Source organism: Acinetobacter sp. YH12095 (assembly GCF_013419245.1).
GTDB classification, from domain to species: Bacteria; Pseudomonadota; Gammaproteobacteria; order Pseudomonadales; family Moraxellaceae; genus Acinetobacter; species Acinetobacter towneri.
Window position 1 is genome coordinate 19,599 of the sequence record NZ_VPAL01000001.1, and the last position, 17,511, is coordinate 37,109.

Genomic DNA, 17,511 nt, shown 5'->3' on the forward strand with positions numbered 1-17,511 from the left:
TTAAATGCTTTTAGCACCTGCAGCAACACGATCTTGCAAGATTTTAGGTGGGGTAAAACGCTCGCCATATTCAGCAGTAAGTTGCTGTGCTCGTGCCAAAGCCTGTGTTAAACCATATTGATTCAAAAATTGTAAAGCACCACCTGTCCATGCAGGGAAGCCAATGCCAAAAATTGAACCAACATTGGCATCAATGACAGATTCTAAAACACCTTCTTCCAAGCAACGTAAGCTGTCCAGTGCTTGTACAAATAAGAAACGGTTAATCATCTCTTGTTCAGCGATTTCGGTATTTTGATACCAATGACTTAATCCCGACCAAAGCTGTTTTTTACCCTGTTCAGGGTAGTCATAAAAGCCTGCACCTGCAGCTTTGCCTTTACGTGAGAATTGATGAATCATGGTTTGAATGACTTCATCTGCACTCGACAGTGGTCGGTCTTTTCCTTCGGCTTGCAGCGCCTTACGTGCTTCCTGTGCCACGTGTTCAGATAAGGTTAAAGATACTTCATCCTGAATAGCAAGTGGGCCAACAGGCATACCTGCTTTTAAAGCTGCCATTTCAATTTTGGCAGGATGTACGCCTTCTGCCAGTAAGCGCAAGCCTTCCTGCACAAAAGTGCCAAACACCCGACTGGTAAAAAAGCCACGTCTGTCATTGACTACAATCGGTGTTTTACCAATGTGTTGCACAAAGTCATATGCTTTTGCCAAAGTATCGGCAGAGGTGTTTTTTCCTTTAATGATTTCTACCAACGGCATTTTATCGACAGGACTAAAGAAATGCAGTCCAATAAAGCGCTGTTGATCTTGCGCAGCTTGGGCAAGCCCGCTTATTGGCAAAGTTGAGGTATTGGATGCCATCACACCTTGTTCTGCCAGAAAAACTTCGGCTTCTTGTGTGACTTGCGCCTTGAGTTGAGGATTTTCAAATACCGCCTCAATAATCAAATCACAGCCTTGTAAATCGGCAGCCTGTGCCGTTGGATGAATATTGGCTAAGACTTGTGCTGCTCGCTCTGCACTTATACGACCTTGCGATACTTGTTTATCCAATAGTTTTTGACTGTAAGCTTTGCCTTTTTCAGCTTGTTCGATGGATACATCTTTAAGAACAACCGCAATGCCTTTGCTTGCTGTGGCATAAGCAATGCCTGCGCCCATCATGCCTGCACCTAAAATGCCGACTTTTTGAGTTTGATGCGGTGCAATGCCTTGCGGACGGCCACTGCCCGATTTAATCGCATTCAGCCCATGCCAAAAGGTGCCAATCATATTTTTAGAAATTTGACCTGTTGCGAGCTGGGTAAAATAGCGAGATTCAATGCGTAAGGCTGTATCGACATCAACCTGCGCACCTTCTACTGCTGCACTCAAAATTGCTTCAGGCGCAGGGTAACAGCCTTTGGTTTTGTCGCGTAGCATGGCAGGAGCAATGGAAAGCATTTGCGCGACAGCAGGTGTAGATGGTGTTCCTCCAGGGATTTTATAGTCTTTGACATCAAATACTTGTTGTGATTGAGGATGTGCAAGAATCCAGTCTTGGGCTTTGCTGAGTAATTCTGTTTCATTTTCAGCAAGATCATGGATTAAACCTAAACTTTGTGCTTTTTCCACACTCAGCTGTTTGCCTTCCATCAACAGAGGCAGGGCAGTTTGTAAACCCAATAAACGTACCATCCGCACAATACCACCGCCACCAGGCAATAAACCTAAAGTCACTTCGGGTAAACCAAACTTGGTTTTTGCATCACGAATTGCAATACGATGATGACAGCACAGAGCAAGTTCCCATCCGCCGCCGAGTGCCGTGCCATTTAAGGCAGCTACCACAGGAATACCACGGGTTTCAATATAACGCAGCTGTGCTTTTAGGTTTTCAATCATCTGAAAAAATGAGCTGGCATGCTCAGGCTGTACTTGAATCAACTCATCTAAGTCACCGCCTGCAAAAAAGGTTTTTTTCGCAGAGGCGAAAATGATTCCCGCCACTTGTTCGTCTGCTTTTAACTTTTGTACCACTTGCGCTAATGCATCTCTAAAGTCAGCATTCATGGTGTTGGCAGATTGATTTGGTGAGTCAAAGGTTAGAATGACAATGTTATCGGCATTTTTATAATAGTGAATGGCGCTCATTTTTATACTCCTTATACTCGCTCAATAATGGTGGCAATTCCCATCCCACCGCCTACACATAATGTAGCCATGCCGCGTTTTTTATCTTGTCGTTCTAGCTCGTCCAGTAAGGTGCCTAAAATCATGGCACCTGTAGCGCCAAGTGGATGACCCAAGGCAATAGCACCACCATTCACATTGACTTTGGCGGGATCAACCTGAAGTTCTGTAATAAAACGCAGAACCACGGCTGCAAAGGCTTCATTGACTTCAAACAGATCAATATCTTCAATGTTCAGTCCTGCTTTGGCTAAGGCTTTGCGTGCTGCAGGCGCGGGTCCTGTGAGCATAATGGCAGGGTCTGTGCCAACCAGTGCGGTAGCAAGCACTTTGGCGCGTGGTTTTAAGTTGTGTTGTTGTACCGCTTGTTCCGATGCAATCAAGACCAATGCCGCGCCATCAACAATACCTGATGAATTGCCTGCATGATGCACATGATTGACTTGTCCTGCTTCAGGATATTTTTGCAGGGCAATCGCATCAAAACCCATTTGTCCCATATTGGCAAAACTCGGCTTGAGCTGTGCCAAGCTTTCAGCCGTGGTCTGTGGTTTGATAAATTCATCTTGTGCCAAAATCACCACACCTGCCTGATCTTTGACAGGTACAATCGAGCGCTCGAAATGTCCCTGTGCTTGTGCTGCTGCGGCTTTGTGCTGTGATGCTGCTGCAAATTGATCGACTTCTGTACGGCTATAGCCATCGAGTGTGGCAATTAAGTCAGCGCCAATACCTTGTGGAATAAAATCACAAGCCATATTGGTTTCAGGGTCGAATGCCCAAGCACCACCATCTGAACCCATTGCCACACGTGACATAGACTCCACACCACCCGCAACAATTAAATCTTCCCAACCTGAACGAACTTTTTGTGCTGCTAAATTAACGGCTTCTAAGCCTGAAGCACAAAAGCGATTGATTTGTACCCCTGCAACATCATTGTCCCAACCTGCGGCAATCGCTGCAGTTTTGGCAATATCTGCACCTTGATCACCTATAGGTGTAACGCAGCCTAAAACAATATCATCGACTTGAGAGGTGTCTAAGTTATGTCGTTGCTGTAATTCATTCAATAAGGTGGTGAGTAGGCGAATGGGTTTAACTTCGTGTAATGCGCCATCTTTTTTTCCTTTGCCGCGCGGAGTGCGAATGGCATCAATGATGTAGGCCTCGCTCATAATCAATCCCTTGTCGATAGTTTTCTTTATGATTGCTTTTGAGTGTAATCTGAAAATTTTGAAGTGCAATGACGAGAACGGTACAGGTCAGTGAGGTTTTTTGCTAATTGGGATGACGCAGTAATTTGGCAGAAAGATTGAAACTATAATAGAGCGATAAAAAAAGCCCTTGCGGTGTGCAAGGGCAATCGATTGGAATTACGAGTTATTGTGAATTGTCGATTCTAAATTAATGATAACCGTGCAACTGACGGTATAAACCAGGTGTGACGCCAGTCCACTTTTTGAAAGCACGGTGGAAAGTACTGGTTTCGCTAAAGCCAACTTGTTGTGCCACATCTTCAAGGGTAAGTTCAGGATTCAGCAATAGGTGAATCGCGGCATCACGGCGTAATGCATCTTTTACCCCTTGATAGCTTTTACCTTCTGCAGCCAAACGACGACGCAAGGTTTGTGGCGATAGGTACAGCATGGATGCAACATCGTTCAAGGTTGGCATTTCTTCGCCAATTTGGCTCTTTAACACGTCACGAATACGCGAAGTTAAAGAATTGGTGTTTTTGAATTTCACCAACAATTGCGCAGGCGCGGTTTTTAAGAATTCGTCTAAGGTTTCTTGGGTTTGACGAATTGGTAAATCCAAGTAGTCGGCAGCAAAGGTAATTTCGGTGCGTGGCATGTCAAATTGCATGACAGGCGCAAAGAACAGCGCATCGTATTCATCTGCATGTGCAGGACGTGGATAGCCAAAATGTACGCGCTCCAAAGGCAGGCGACGTTCAATCAGCCAAGATGCCAAGCCGTGCCAAATCATCAACATACTTTCAGTAATAAAGTGATCAGGATCCATAGCTTGTGGAATAGATGGTACCAAACGTGCTTCGTGTTTATCACGTTCTAAGGTAACCGACCAATCATCACCAAACAGTTTGTAGAATTGCGAAGAGAGTTCTAAGGCATCGCCCAGTGTTTTGGCGTGAATTACCAATTGGCACATGATCGCGAATGTACCCAAACGACGTGGCTGAGAATCAAAACCCACGTGTTCGTCTTGGGTCACCATCCACAACATTTTAATAAAGCGGGTATATTGTTCAGGTGAAATACGTGCTTTCGGTTGGCGCAGAAGTTCTGCCTCAATACCGACATGAGATAATAAGGTTTCGACATCCATGCCGAGTCGCTTAACACCCGTGAGCGCTGCATTTACAAAATGGATACTAATGGTATCTCTGCTCATGTTAAATCCTTCAGTCTCTTTTGTATTCACGTAAGCTTGACCTAAATGACGCTAAAAAATTGAAATTGGCAATTTACAATACCAATTTTACTTATTTTACATAATAAATTGCCGAAATGATCAAGGTAAATGGCTGAACATGACATTGTGTTACAGTTTTGCTGTTTATAAGATGAACGGAAAATCAGTAAAAATCGAGTAATCACAACAATGACACATGCACTGAGCGGTTTAAAAGTTTTAGATTTTTCCACCTTATTGCCCGGCCCTTTTGCCAGTTTGTATTTGGCGGATATGGGTGCAGAGGTGATTCATATTGAATCGGCAACCCGTCCTGACTTAATTCGTTTATTTCCGCCCTATGCCAATGGACAAGCGACTTCGCACAGTTATTTGAATCGGAATAAACAGTCAATTACTTTGGATTTAAAATCCCCCGAAAGTATTCAGCTTATTCACGATAAAATTGCCGAATTCGATATTGTATTGGAACAGTTTAGACCAGGCGTGATGCAGCGTTTAGGGCTGGACTATGCCAGCTTGGCAAAAATTAATCCGCGACTGATCTATTGTTCCATCACAGGTTATGGACAAACAGGCGATTATCAACAAAGGGCAGGACATGACATCAACTATTTAGCCTTGTCTGGCATTGCGGGGCATAGTGGACGGCAAGCGGGTGGGCCGCCACCGCTCGGGATTCAAGTGGCCGATGTAGCAGGTGGATCATTGCATGCTTTGGTGGCGATTTTAAGTGCAGTGATAGAACGTCAGCGCAGTGGTTTAGGGCAGTATATTGATATTTCGATGACCGATTGCGCTGCGACTTTAAACAATATGGCCGCTTCAGCAGTTTTGGCGGCACAGGTTCCTCAATATGCCGAGCAATCTTACTTAAATGGTGGCACCTATTATGACTATTATGAAACAGCAGATGGCCGTTATCTTTCAGTCGGTAGTTTAGAGCCGCAGTTTATGCAGGGTTTGGCACAGATTTTAAACTTACCGATACTTTTGGAAAAAGGGGCATCTTTAGATCCGCAAGAGCGCTTGCAAGTCAAACACGCTATTCAAGATAAAATTAAAACACAAAGTTTTGCCACATGGCAGCAGGTATTCGCGCAATATGATGTCTGCGTTGAACCTGTATTCACTTTAGATGAAGCCTTACATTCACCTTTGGCACAGCAACGCGGTTGGACAGTAGAAGTTCCTATTCAGCAGAATGCCGAAAAAACTGAAACTCAGTTGGCGTGTCCAATTAAATTTTCACGTTCTCAAATGCGTTACGATTATATAGGGCAGGCTTTGGGTGCAGGGCAGTGGTCATCTCAGACTAAAAATCAGGATGAAGATGAAGCCAAGTCATAACCATAGGTATTAAATAAAAGTTCGAATAGATGCTTTAGCAGAAAAAGTGCTAAAGCATGCACTATTTCGTGATAGCTCTATAAAAAGCCTGTTAATTTTGGCAAAGGCTTACAGGCTGTGATGTTGCGATGGCTTATCAATAAAACCGCTAAGAAATATGTAAAAAACACATTTTGTTGATAGATTGAATCTCGCTATGCTGTCAGCCGTGATAATAGAAATGACTAGCTGTACGCCATGTATTTATATACTGATTTCGATCAGCAACTGATTAATGAACGTGTTGCACAGTTCCGCGACCAAACGGAACGTTATTTAGCAGGCAAATTGACTGAGGATGAATATCGTCCATTGCGTCTGCAAAATGGTTTGTATGTACAACGCTATGCGCCAATGTTGCGTATTGCGGTGCCTTACGGTCTGATGAACTCTAAGCAATTGCGTAAAGTTGCGCAGCTTGCCAAAGACTATGACCGTGGCTATGCGCACGTATCAACACGTCAAAATATTCAGTTTAACTGGCCTGCACTGGAAAATGTGCCTGACATGTTGGCAGAGCTTGCAACCGTACAAATGCACGCAATTCAGACTTCGGGTAACTGTATTCGTAATACCACTACAGATCAATATGCAGGTGTCGTGGCGGGCGAAATTGCTGACCCACGTCCAACCTGTGAATTAATTCGTCAGTGGTCAACTTTCCACCCTGAATTTGCCTTCTTGCCACGTAAATTCAAAATTGCGGTGTCTGCACTGGAAGAAATTGACCGTGCTGCGACTGCGTTTCACGACATTGGCGTATATATTGTTAAAAATGCGGCAGGTGAAACGGGTTACCAAATTAAAGTGGGTGGTGGTTTAGGCCGTACGCCAATTATTGGTAGTGTGATTCGTGAATTCTTGCCACGTGAAGATTTGATTGCTTATTTAGAAGCAGTATTGCGTGTCTATAACTTACACGGTCGCCGTGACAATAAATATAAAGCACGTATCAAGATTTTGGTAAAAGCCTTAACTCCAGCAGTATTTGCAGAAAAAGTTGAAGCTGAGTTTGCACATACAGTGAAAACTTTAAAAATTGATGCAGAAACTTTGCAGAAAATGGATGAAAACTTCACGCCATTTGCTTATCAAAACTATGCCGATGAAGATTTTAGCGAACTGTTTGCACAGTATCCAAAATTCAAGCAATGGTTCAACATCAACACCAATGCGCACAAAGTACAAGGCTATCGTATTGTCACCATTTCATTGAAACGTGCAGGTGTTGCACCGGGTGACATGACGACAGAAGAAATGAATCTGATTGCAGATTTAGCCGATCAATATACCTTTGGTGAGTTGCGTACCACGCATGAGCAAAATATTGCTTTGGTAGATGTGCCACAAAAAGACCTGTTTGCATTGTGGCAAGTGCTCGATGCCAATAACTTGGCGCGCGCGCATATTGGCTTTATTACCGATATTATTTGCTGTCCGGGTGGTGATTTCTGTTCACTTGCCAATGCCAAATCTATTCCAATTTCAGAAGCCATTTCACGCCGTTTTGATGATTTGGATACCATTTATAATCTTGGCAAACTGGATTTAAATATTTCAGGTTGTATGAACGCTTGTGGTCATCACCACGTTGGTAATATCGGGATTTTAGGTGTCGATAAAAAAGGCGCGGAATTCTACCAAATCACTTTGGGCGGGCATGCAGACCATGATGCGTCAATCGGTGATATTTTAGGGCCATCTTTTGCTGCTGAAGTGATTCCTGATGTGGTGGAAGAAATTTTAAATACCTACTTAGATTTGCGTAGTGAAGGTGAAGATTTCATCGACACTTATCGCCGTGTCGGCATTCAACCATTTAAGGAGCGCGCTTATGCTTAATACCGCACTGCCTGTGCTCGCAAAAGATGGCACGATTACAGACAATACTTATCAAGTGATTGCTGAAGATGCAGCATTACCGCAAGGTGATGTGGTGCTCAGCGTTGAACAGCTTGATCAGTTGGCACAAATTTCAGGTAAAAAAGCCCTATATTTAACGGTAGATGCTTCGCCTGAAAACCATGAATTTCCATTGGCAGAACTGGATGCGATTTTTATTGAATTTGCAGGTTTTAACGATGGCCGTGGTTATTCTTTTGCGGCATTGTTACGCCGTCAAGGCTTTCAGGGTGAACTTCGCGCAGTCGGTGATGTCTTTAAAGACGTCTTAAATTATATGAAGCGTGCAGGTTTCGATACTTTCGTGATTAAAGAAGGTAAAGATGTGCAAGAAGCTGCAGCAGGTTTGGCGGACTTTACCCATCCTTATCAAGCTTCTACCGCAGTGCCAAAACCAAATTATCAAACAGGTGCGTAATATATTGATGATGGATTTCATCGAAATGTAGATAGATTTTATCGAAATATCGCGGTTCACACATTTACAAACAGCCTGCCATGTGCAGGCTTTTTGTTTGCCTTAAAATGATCAAACGGCTTGTTTTATCGCACTTCTTAATGATTTAATTTACCGCAAAGTGCTGTAGTATAAGCACGCTGATGTAGCATCGCAGTCTTATGTAGGCGTTATTTTTACATTATCAAAAATCAATCAAGACGATAATTTGATGTGATTATCCTCTGATTTATTTTTCAATTTTTTCATGATGAAGTGATTTGTCTTTATGCAAAATTCTATCCGTATTGGTATTGCTGGTTATGGCAACTTAGGTCGTGGTGTTGAAACGGCGATTCATAAAAACCCAGATTTACAATTGGTGGGTATTTTTACCCGTCGTGCGCCTGAAAGCGTTTCACCATGTTTTGCTGAAACAGCAGTGTTTCACATGGATTCATTGTCAGATTTTCAAGACAAAATTGATGTGCTGATTTTATGTGGTGGTTCAAAAGACGACTTGCCACAACAAGGTCCAGTACTGGCGAGCCAATTTAATATTGTCGATAGTTTCGATACGCATGCACGTATTCCTGAATATTATGCATCTGTAGATGCACCTGCGACAGCGAACAAGAAAACTGCACTCATCTCAATTGGTTGGGATCCAGGCATGTTCTCGATTAATCGTTTATTTGGTGAAGCGTTGTTACCTGATGGTGAAACCTATACTTTTTGGGGTAAAGGTTTAAGTCAGGGTCACTCAGATGCCATTCGTCGTGTTGATGGTGTAAAAGCAGGTGTGCAATATACCATTCCATCGAATGATGCCATTGAACAAGTGCGTAGCGGTGCGCGTCCTGTATTAAGCACCAAAGATAAACATACTCGTGAATGTTATGTCGTACTTGCAGAAGGTGCCGATGCTGCTGCGGTAGAGCAAGCGATTGTGACCATGCCAGATTATTTCGCTGACTACAACACAACCGTAAATTTCATTGATGAAGCGACTTTAGCCAAAGATCACCAACGCATGCCACATGGCGGTTTTGTCATTCGCAGTGGCAATACCAGCGATGAACAAAAACAAGTGCTTGAGTTCTCATTGAAGTTAGACAGCAATCCTGAGTTTACCGCGAGTATTTTGGTGGCTTACGCACGTGCTTGTTATCGTTTAAACCAAATGCAGCAATATGGTGCAAAAACTGCTTACGATGTTGCGCCAGGCTTATTGTCAATGAAATCGCCTGAACAGTTGCGTGCAGAATTGCTCTAAGACTTTTTCAAGCCGTAAGCAAAAAGACGAATCATTGATTCGTCTTTTTGCTTTTTGAATAAAGAGGGGTTAGGGAATGACTGTATCCCATCTGCCCTAATTCCGTTTTACAAATAGGGCTTCAAGGCATTAAAGCAATTCAATCGCAACTGCAGTTGCTTCACCACCACCAATACAGAGAGCAGCAACGCCACGTTTGCCACCTGTGCGTTTAAGCGCATGAATTAAAGTCAGGATAATACGTGAACCTGTAGAACCCACAGGATGCCCAAGTGCACATGCACCACCGTTGATATTCACTTTTTCAGGATCAAGCTTGAACTCATCCATTGGGCACATGGTGACCATAGCAAAAGCTTCATTAATTTCCCATAAATCTACATCTGCAACTTGCCAACCCGCTTTATCCAATACTTTTTGAATCGCACCAATTGGAGCAATGGTGAATTCTGAAGGATGTTGTGAGTTGGTTGCATAGCCCACAATTTTTGCCATAGGCTTTAACCCTTGGGCAGCAGCATGTTCAGCAGAAGTGAGTACGAGTGCCGATGCACCATCCGAAATAGAGCTGGCATTTGCAGCAGTAATACTACCATCTTTAGCGAAGGCTGGACGAAGTGTTGGAATTTTTTCAATATTGGCATTAAAAGGTTGTTCATCTTTATCTACAATGACATCGCCTTTACGTGTTGCAACTGTCACAGGGACAATTTCATCGGCAAAATAGCCTTCATTGACTGCAGTTTGTGCACGTTTGAGTGAGCGAATCGCAAAGTCATCCATTTGTTGGCGTGTGTAACCTTTGCTATTGGCCATATCTTGTGCGAATGAGCCCATCAAACGACCTGTTTCAGCATCTTCAAGGCCGTCTAAGAACATGTGGTCTTTCACATCACCATGTCCCATACGGTACCCAGCACGTGCTTTGGTCAGTACATAAGGTGCATTACTCATTGACTCCATACCACCAGCGACAATGATTGAGGCAGAACCTGCTTTGATTGCATCGGCTGCTTGCATGACAGCTTTCATACCAGAACCACAGAGTTTGTTGATGGTGACCGCACCTGTAGAATCTGGTAAGCCTGCTTGACGCATCGCCTGACGAGCAGGGCCTTGCTTTAAGCCTGCAGGCAGGACGCAGCCCATAATGACTTCATCGATTTCTGTTGCTTGTACCCCCGCACGTTGAATGGCCGCTTGGATACTTGCCGCACCTAATTCTGGTGCAGTCACATTGGCTAAACTGCCTTGAAAGCCACCCATTGCAGTGCGTGCACCATTTACAATAACGATATCCGTCATTTTATTCTCCCAGTTTTTTATATGTGCTTTTGTCTAGATTTAATTCCAAGCAGGAATAGATCACTTCAGCAGTATAGGCAAAAAAAGATGAGAATAAAGTGACAATATAAAGATCATTTAGACTGCTCAGTTAACATCCATTGATGTCTTCAGCTCGAGTTTGCCCCATTTTACTAAGCACCAGTCGTTTGCTCGCGACGTGAGTAGAGCAGTAAAAGAAACTACCATTCGAGCCGATCGGCAAACCTTGTTGTGCATTAAAAGTTACACTGGGTATGTTTAAAGTGCCACGCCAATCCAAGGTACCGTATTTAAGTGCAGTTTTTTCTGTATAAAGAATGTATTCATTGTTGTCTATCTGACGATTTTTATTTCGATCAATAAAAATCATAAAACCCGTATTCCAGTTTTGCTTACTGCATTGGCTAAAGTCATGTGTTGGACAGATCACAACATTACTATGATGGGTGAAGGCATGGGAGCGTGCTATTTTCAGGCTGGACTGTAATGAATACTGAATTCGCTTGAGTTCTTGTTGTGCCATCAGCTGATGAAAATAGGGCAGGGCAATCATGACTAAAATCGCACTAATTGCTAACGTGACGATCAATTCAAACAGCGTGAAGCCATTTTTGCTTATATTCGACATAAGTCTATACCTGTTATTGTTATGTTTTTTTATGATTAATTTGAGTAATTTGTTGTTTTATAGCACTTTATGTGTTGTATAATAATTACTAAACAACTTTTCGTGAAAGTGTTAGAATAAACCGCAAGAAAGATAGGCTATTCGCACCAAATAATTGAGTAAAAAGTTACCGAATTACAACGGAAATTGTAAGTAATTTTGTCAATAATTTACTTGATTAAAATTATCAAGCACTTGGAAAAGTAAAAAAGTGTTTGTATGATTCAAAGTGACTAGCTTAAAAATAATACTGGGGTATAAGAAAGCCTATCTCAGGGTAGTCGAAAATTTAGGCTTGAGCTTGAACAACAATTGTTATCTCTGGAGGATAAATCCATGAAAATGAGTCGTATTGCATTAGCAATGCTCGTAGCTGCTCCTTTAGCTGCTGCAAACGCGGGCGTAACTGTTACCCCATTAATGCTTGGTTATACTATGTTTGATACACAGCATAACAATGGTGGTAATGATGGTAGTTTAACAAGTGGCGCAGAACTTGATGATGACTTGTTCGTTGGTGCAGCACTTGGTGTTGAGCTTACTCCTTGGTTAGGTTTTGAAGCTGAATATAGCCAAATCAAAGGTGATGTGAGTAACGGTGGTGAATACAAGGGTCAAAATATCGCAGGTAACTTCTATGCGACTTCTGATCTAATCACTAAAAATTATGACAGCAAAATCAAGCCATACGTACTTTTAGGTGCTGGTCACTATAAATATGACGTAGAAGGTGCTAATGGTGTCGGTTATATCCGTGATGGTGAAGAAGGTACTTTAGGTAATGCAGGTGTGGGTGCGTTCTTCCGTTTGAACGATGCTTTATCTCTTCGTACTGAAGCACGTGGTACTTACCACTTTGACGAAAAATTCTGGAACTACACAGCTTTAGCTGGTCTTAACGTAGTTCTTGGCGGTCACTTGAAGCCAGCTGCTCCTGTAGTAGAAGTTGCCCCAGTTGAAACCGTTGCTCCAGTTCAACCAGCTCCACAAGAGTTGACTGAAGACCTGAACATGGAACTTCGTGTGTTCTTTGATACGAACAAATCAAACATCAAAGATCAGTACAAGCCAGAAATCGCTAAAGTTGCAGAGAAGTTAGTTGAATATCCAAACGCTACTGCTCGCATCGAAGGTCACACTGACAACACTGGTCCACGTGCATTGAACGAACGTTTATCTTTAGCGCGTGCGAACTCTGTTAAATCTTCACTTGTAAATGAATACAATGTAGATCCAGCTCGTTTGTCTACTCAAGGTTTCGCTTGGGATCAACCGATTGCTGACAACAACACTAAAGAAGGTCGTGCTATGAACCGTCGTGTATTCGCGACGATCACTGGCAGCCGTACAGTGACTGTTGAACAACAAGCTCAATAATTTGAGTTAAGTTGAAAAAAACGACTCCTCGGAGTCGTTTTTTTATGCTTATTTTTTATGGCGTGTATCGATCAGAGAGCCTAAAATGATCCATATTCAATATGCTTTAAAAATACTGTAAAAGTATGATCTTGCAGAATAAAGGGTAAATAGAGTAGGGGCTGATAGTACTTAATATTTTGGTCTGTTGAACCCTAAACTAAGTCAAATTTTTTAGACAAGACATATAGACTTGATGTATCTCAGTCAATCAAGTAGTTGATTAGCGATTATGAAAATCAACATTGAGCAGTTTGTGGCGTGATTTCTCGCCGTATTATCAATAACGAAATTGCTTTAAAATAAAATTTGTCTTAAATTTACGCCATAAAAAAACAGCCAAATGTTGGCTGTTTTAGAATCTTAGCTTCTCAAATGAAGTGCAATAGAAGAAGATTTACTTTAGTCATGATCAGGGTGTAGTGGTTTCACATCCATCTCCTGATATGCAATCAGTTTGGTTTTGTGTTTCCATTTATAGCTTAACCAAATGACCAAGAACAAAAGAATACCAATATAAGTCGATAAAACAGCGAGCCATTCACCTTCAAGCACTGCTTGGTAGTTTTGCCCTAATACAACAATCGCACATAAAATAAAGGCAAACCATGGCGCAAAAGGAAAGAATTTGGCGCGGTAATCTAAATCTTCAAGTTTGTAGCCTTGTGCCAAATAGCCTTTACGGAAGCGGTAATGCGATACAGCAATTCCGAGCCAAACGATAAAGCCACACATGCCTGACATATTCAGAAGCCAGTTAAATACTTGTTTTTCACCAATAAATGTTGTTAAAAAACATAGTGCAGCGATTGCTGTTGTGGCATACAGTGCATTCATTGGGACGCCACGAGCATCCAAGCGGGCAAAAGCTTTTGGTGCACTGCCTTTACGTGCCATATCAAATAGCATACGGGTCGATGAATACATACCCGAGTTACCAGCAGAAAGAATCGCAGTTAAAATTACTGCATTCATGACACTTGCGGCAAAGGCAAAGCCTGCCTGTTCATATAGTAAAGTAAACGGAGAGAGTGCAATGTTATCGGTGGCGGCTGCTTGAAGTAAACGTGGGTCATCATAGGCGATTAAGGTACCAATAATAAAAATACACACGATATAAAACAACAAAATACGCCAGAAGATTTGTTTAATTGCAATTGGAATGGTTTTCTTGGGATTTTTAGATTCACCCGCTGCAACGCCAACCATTTCAGTACCTTGAAATGAGAATCCTGCAATCATCGCCACACCAATTAAGGCAGATAGTCCACCTACAAATGGCGCTTCGCCTTTGCTCCAATTGGCAAATGTAGCAACATCAGGGTTGAGCATGATTTTGACAATCATAAAAATACCGATAATGATGAATGCCACAATCGCAAGTACTTTGACCAAAGAAAAGAAGAACTCAGACTCACCAAAACCTTTGACGGTTAATGCGTTAATTGCGAAAACCACCGCTAAAAATAATGCACTCCAGTAAAAGCCAGGAATATCAGGAAACCAAAATTTCATGATGAATTGCACCGCAACCAATTCAAATGCCACGGTAATAGCCCAGTTGTACCAATAGTTCCAACCTAGTGCAAAACCGAAACCACCTTCGACATATTTACTGCCATAGGTAAAGAACGCGCCTGAAGTTGGATTATGCGTTGCAAGTTCGCCTAGACTGGTCATCAAAAAATAAATCATGACGCCAATTAGGGCATACGCAAGCAAGGCGCCACCAGGACCTGCATTGGCAATGGTCGCACCTGAAGCAAGGAATAAACCTGTACCAATTGAGCCACCAATGGCGATCATGTTTAAATGACGCGCACCGAGCTTACGCTGCAGTTTTCTACTGTTGTGTGAGTCGCTCATCCTACTTCCTTTGTATTTTTCTGCGTGCTAGCAAACAGCACTTTAAAGCCTTGTTGATCTGCCTTGATTGTGCATTGACCGAAACTTTGTTCAATTAAGAGTGGATAATTCAAAAAGCGATTGGCCACAATCCAAAGTTCACCACCCGATTTCAGATGACGACGTGAAGTTTTACACAGGTTTTCACTGGCATCGTAATGTGTTTGAATGCCTTGGTGGAATGGGGGATTACTCACGATGGCATGCAAAAATAGCGGTGCATCTTCAACGCCTGTCACGGCTTTAATTTCAAGTTGTTGTGGATTGAGCTGATTTTTTTCAAACGTCATTAGCGTTGACGCTAAAGCAAAGGCATCGACATCTAAAGCAAAAATACGATTTTCAGGGTTAAGTTTGGCTAAGTAAGCACTGATCACACCCGCACCACAGCCAAAATCTGCAATTTTTCCAGACGTCACCTGACTTAAATAAGGCAATAGAACTGCAGTACCGACATCTAAATGCTTTTGGCTAAATACGCCTGGTAGCGCACAAATTTGTAAGTCACCTTTTGGTGTGCTGATGTTATAGCGTTGTGCCCAGTCAGACAGTGCTTTAGCCTGAACATTTTGTTCTAAAATCAGCTGCCAAAGTTGGCAATGGCGTGCGCTATCAAGTTTGAGCATTTTGCCATAAGGCTGTAACTGTTTGGCTGCGCGCTCAACCCCACCTTTCTTTTCGCCCACCAAAAATATGCTACTGCCCACTTTGAGTTGGGCCGCAACATTATGAATTAAATAATTCAGTAATTCTTTGGATTTGGGTACGAAAATAACTGCTTGATCAAACTCGGCAGCAGGAAACTCTGCACCAAAATGCACTTGAGCCTGCTGATTTTGAAAGTATTGATAGTCGTTGAAATTCCATGTCCAGACAGAGGCTTGGATTGAGTCACCCAATTCTGCGAGGAGTTGATCGGTTGGGGCATTGATCAGTAGAACACGACCAGACAAATAGTCATATTGTCTGAGTAAAACTTCGCTTTGGGGGTTCATGGTTCTCTCTCCAATAGAAAAACACTGTCTAAGTTCAGCTCAGACAGTGTTTTTTGGACATGCAATTACTTTTTAGTTTCAGGAAGCACAATATTTAAAATGAGTGCTGCAATACCGCCTGTGGCAACGCCTGAGCTGAAAATATTACGGAATAATTCAGGTAAGTGTTCCAAAATTTGTGGCACTTGTGCAACACCTAAGCCTAAGCCAAGAGAAATTGCAATAATCAGTAAGGCACGACGATCTAGCTGTACCCCTGAAAGAATGTTGATACCTGAAGCTGCGACAGCACCAAACATCACCATTACAGCACCACCTAGAACTGCTTGAGGTACTGCCTGAATCACGCCTGCAACTGCAGGGAGTAGACCTAAAATAATCAGCAGTGCTGCAATCCAAATTCCTACATAACGGCTGGCAACACCTGTAAGTTGAATCACGCCATTGTTTTGGGCAAATACCGAACTTGGGAAGGTGTTGAAAATACCTGCCAAGAATGAGTTAGCGCCATTTACCAATACACCGCCTTTAATGCGTTGCATCCACTGTGGGCCATCGACAGGTTGATTGGAGAGTTTAGAGGTCGCGGTAATATCACCAATGGCTTCCAGTGAAGTCACCAAATAAATAAATGCCAATGGAATGAATAAGCTCCAAGAGAAATCCAGTCCAAAATGCATCGGTGTTGGAACTTGTACCAGAGGCGCATCTTTCAGACCTGAAAAGTCGAGATGACCCATCATGCCTGCCATTGCATAACCAATCACCAAGGCAATTAAAATGGCAGAGCTTTTAATCCAGGTGATATTGATACGGTTCAAAATAATAATGATGGCTAAGACCGTACACGACATAATCAGGTTGTCAGTATTGGCAAAAGTATTATTGCTCATGGCTTGATAGCCACCGCCCATACTGATGAGGCCTTCTTTAATAAGGGTTAGACCAATTAACAGCACCACAATGCCAGTAACCAGTGGTGTAATCAGCTTTTTGACCCACGGTAAAATTTGCGATACGCCCATTTCAATAAACGAACCTGCAATGACCACGCCAAAAATTGCCGCCATGACCGATTCAACAGGTGTGCCTGCGGCGACCATAGCAGAGCCAATACCAATGATTGGGCCAATAAAGTTAAAACTGGTGCCTTGCACAATGAGCAAACCTGCACCAAAAGGGCCGACTTTTTTACATTGTAAAAAGGTTGCAATGCCTGAAATGACCAAAGACATTGACAAGATCATGTTGGTATCTTGTTTGGAAACACCTAAAGCCAAGCAAATTAAGAGACCTGGTGTGACAATTGGAACAATAATTGCCAGTAAATGCTGAAAAGCTGCTAAAAAAGCGATGAATGGTTTTGGACGGTCATTCAGACCATAGACCAAATCGAGCTGGTCTTTTGGGTGGGGAGAGTGGTTTAAATCAGACATGAGTCATAAAAATTGCAAAAGTGGCGCTATTCTAATCGAGTTACACAGCTTTACAAAACCCAAAGCACGCCACTCATCAAAAAAATTGTGTGTGTCAATAAAGTGTCACTATAAAACTTTAGTATTTTTCTGTATAATTTGCCCTCAAA

13 protein-coding genes are annotated in these 17,511 nt (G+C 42.5%); 5 read left to right on the plus strand and 8 right to left on the minus strand.

The genetic code is table 11. The features are described from left to right. The 3 genes from FTU35_RS00130 to FTU35_RS00140 all read right to left on the minus strand — a co-directional run bounded on the left by FTU35_RS00130 (position 1) and on the right by FTU35_RS00140 (position 4,593). Complete coding sequence (locus FTU35_RS00130; protein WP_180064414.1) at positions 1-2,136, minus strand: 3-hydroxyacyl-CoA dehydrogenase NAD-binding domain-containing protein; 2,136 nt, start codon at positions 2,134-2,136, stop codon at positions 1-3. A gap of 11 nt (positions 2,137-2,147) precedes the next feature. Then, positions 2,148-3,353: an acetyl-CoA C-acetyltransferase gene (locus tag FTU35_RS00135; protein WP_096901568.1), complete on the minus strand. Its 1,206-nt coding sequence runs from the start codon at positions 3,351-3,353 to the stop codon at positions 2,148-2,150. 229 nt (positions 3,354-3,582) lie between these two features. Further along, positions 3,583-4,593, minus strand: a complete 1,011-nt coding sequence (locus FTU35_RS00140) for an AraC family transcriptional regulator (RefSeq protein ID WP_004972448.1) — start codon at positions 4,591-4,593, stop codon at positions 3,583-3,585. A 210-nt stretch (positions 4,594-4,803) separates the two neighbouring features. Here FTU35_RS00140 and FTU35_RS00145 point away from each other — a divergent pair, with 210 nt between their 5' ends. The 4 genes from FTU35_RS00145 (at position 4,804) to FTU35_RS00160 (ending at position 9,617) form a co-directional block, all read left to right on the plus strand. Next, positions 4,804-5,964 carry a CaiB/BaiF CoA-transferase family protein gene (locus FTU35_RS00145; RefSeq protein WP_178319464.1) on the plus strand — a complete coding sequence of 387 codons (1,161 nt, stop codon included), beginning with the start codon at positions 4,804-4,806 and terminating at the stop codon, positions 5,962-5,964. A 237-nt stretch (positions 5,965-6,201) separates the two neighbouring features. Continuing rightward, a complete protein-coding gene (locus FTU35_RS00150) occupies positions 6,202-7,845 on the plus strand; it encodes a nitrite/sulfite reductase (protein ID WP_180064415.1) in 1,644 nt (547 codons plus the stop codon). Continuing rightward, complete coding sequence (locus tag FTU35_RS00155; protein WP_167845799.1) at positions 7,838-8,323, plus strand: DUF934 domain-containing protein; 486 nt, start codon at positions 7,838-7,840, stop codon at positions 8,321-8,323. Before FTU35_RS00150 ends, FTU35_RS00155 begins: the two co-directional genes overlap by 8 nt. A 307-nt stretch (positions 8,324-8,630) precedes the next feature. After that, complete coding sequence (locus tag FTU35_RS00160; protein WP_004972441.1) at positions 8,631-9,617, plus strand: diaminopimelate dehydrogenase; 987 nt, start codon at positions 8,631-8,633, stop codon at positions 9,615-9,617. Positions 9,618-9,746: 129 nt separating this feature from the next. Here the strand turns inward: FTU35_RS00160 and FTU35_RS00165 are convergent, their stop codons facing one another. Together FTU35_RS00165 and FTU35_RS00170 are read right to left on the minus strand one after the other, a co-directional pair. After that, positions 9,747-10,922, minus strand: coding sequence for a thiolase family protein (locus tag FTU35_RS00165; protein ID WP_179988517.1), 1,176 nt, complete (start codon positions 10,920-10,922; stop codon positions 9,747-9,749). Between the two features lie 130 nt (positions 10,923-11,052). Next, on the minus strand, positions 11,053-11,571 hold the full coding sequence (locus FTU35_RS00170) for a GspH/FimT family pseudopilin (RefSeq protein WP_178867341.1): 519 nt from the start codon (positions 11,569-11,571) through the stop codon (positions 11,053-11,055). Positions 11,572-11,946: 375 nt separating this feature from the next. Here FTU35_RS00170 and omp38 point away from each other — a divergent pair, with 375 nt between their 5' ends. Next, positions 11,947-12,987 (plus strand): outer membrane protein Omp38, encoded by a 1,041-nt coding sequence (omp38, locus tag FTU35_RS00175; RefSeq protein ID WP_179991556.1) that lies wholly within the window; start codon positions 11,947-11,949, stop codon positions 12,985-12,987. 441 nt (positions 12,988-13,428) lie between these two features. On the opposite strand, the gene FTU35_RS00180 is transcribed toward omp38, so the two are convergent. The 3 genes from FTU35_RS00180 to FTU35_RS00190 form a co-directional block, all read right to left on the minus strand. Next, complete coding sequence (locus FTU35_RS00180; protein ID WP_179991557.1) at positions 13,429-14,892, minus strand: amino acid permease; 1,464 nt, start codon at positions 14,890-14,892, stop codon at positions 13,429-13,431. Next, complete coding sequence (locus FTU35_RS00185) at positions 14,889-15,926, minus strand: methyltransferase (RefSeq protein WP_179991558.1); 1,038 nt, start codon at positions 15,924-15,926, stop codon at positions 14,889-14,891. Before FTU35_RS00185 ends, FTU35_RS00180 begins: the two co-directional genes overlap by 4 nt. A gap of 65 nt (positions 15,927-15,991) precedes the next feature. After that, complete coding sequence (locus tag FTU35_RS00190; protein ID WP_154321012.1) at positions 15,992-17,362, minus strand: uracil-xanthine permease family protein; 1,371 nt, start codon at positions 17,360-17,362, stop codon at positions 15,992-15,994. Positions 17,363-17,511 lie beyond the last annotated feature (149 nt).

What these genes read in the sequence shown, in the direction of transcription:
- FTU35_RS00130 (WP_180064414.1), bottom strand. Translation starts at nt 2,136, where the DNA reads ATGAGCGCCATTCACTATTATAAAAATGCCGATAACATTGTCATTCTA.
- FTU35_RS00135 (WP_096901568.1), bottom strand. Translation starts at nt 3,353, where the DNA reads ATGAGCGAGGCCTACATCATTGATGCCATTCGCACTCCGCGCGGCAAA.
- FTU35_RS00140 (WP_004972448.1), bottom strand. Translation starts at nt 4,593, where the DNA reads ATGAGCAGAGATACCATTAGTATCCATTTTGTAAATGCAGCGCTCACG.
- FTU35_RS00145 (WP_178319464.1), top strand. Translation starts at nt 4,804, where the DNA reads ATGACACATGCACTGAGCGGTTTAAAAGTTTTAGATTTTTCCACCTTA.
- FTU35_RS00150 (WP_180064415.1), top strand. Translation starts at nt 6,202, where the DNA reads ATGTATTTATATACTGATTTCGATCAGCAACTGATTAATGAACGTGTT.
- FTU35_RS00155 (WP_167845799.1), top strand. Translation starts at nt 7,838, where the DNA reads ATGCTTAATACCGCACTGCCTGTGCTCGCAAAAGATGGCACGATTACA.
- FTU35_RS00160 (WP_004972441.1), top strand. Translation starts at nt 8,631, where the DNA reads ATGCAAAATTCTATCCGTATTGGTATTGCTGGTTATGGCAACTTAGGT.
- FTU35_RS00165 (WP_179988517.1), bottom strand. Translation starts at nt 10,922, where the DNA reads ATGACGGATATCGTTATTGTAAATGGTGCACGCACTGCAATGGGTGGC.
- FTU35_RS00170 (WP_178867341.1), bottom strand. Translation starts at nt 11,571, where the DNA reads ATGTCGAATATAAGCAAAAATGGCTTCACGCTGTTTGAATTGATCGTC.
- omp38 (WP_179991556.1), top strand. Translation starts at nt 11,947, where the DNA reads ATGAAAATGAGTCGTATTGCATTAGCAATGCTCGTAGCTGCTCCTTTA.
- FTU35_RS00180 (WP_179991557.1), bottom strand. Translation starts at nt 14,892, where the DNA reads ATGAGCGACTCACACAACAGTAGAAAACTGCAGCGTAAGCTCGGTGCG.
- FTU35_RS00185 (WP_179991558.1), bottom strand. Translation starts at nt 15,926, where the DNA reads ATGAACCCCCAAAGCGAAGTTTTACTCAGACAATATGACTATTTGTCT.
- FTU35_RS00190 (WP_154321012.1), bottom strand. Translation starts at nt 17,362, where the DNA reads ATGTCTGATTTAAACCACTCTCCCCACCCAAAAGACCAGCTCGATTTG.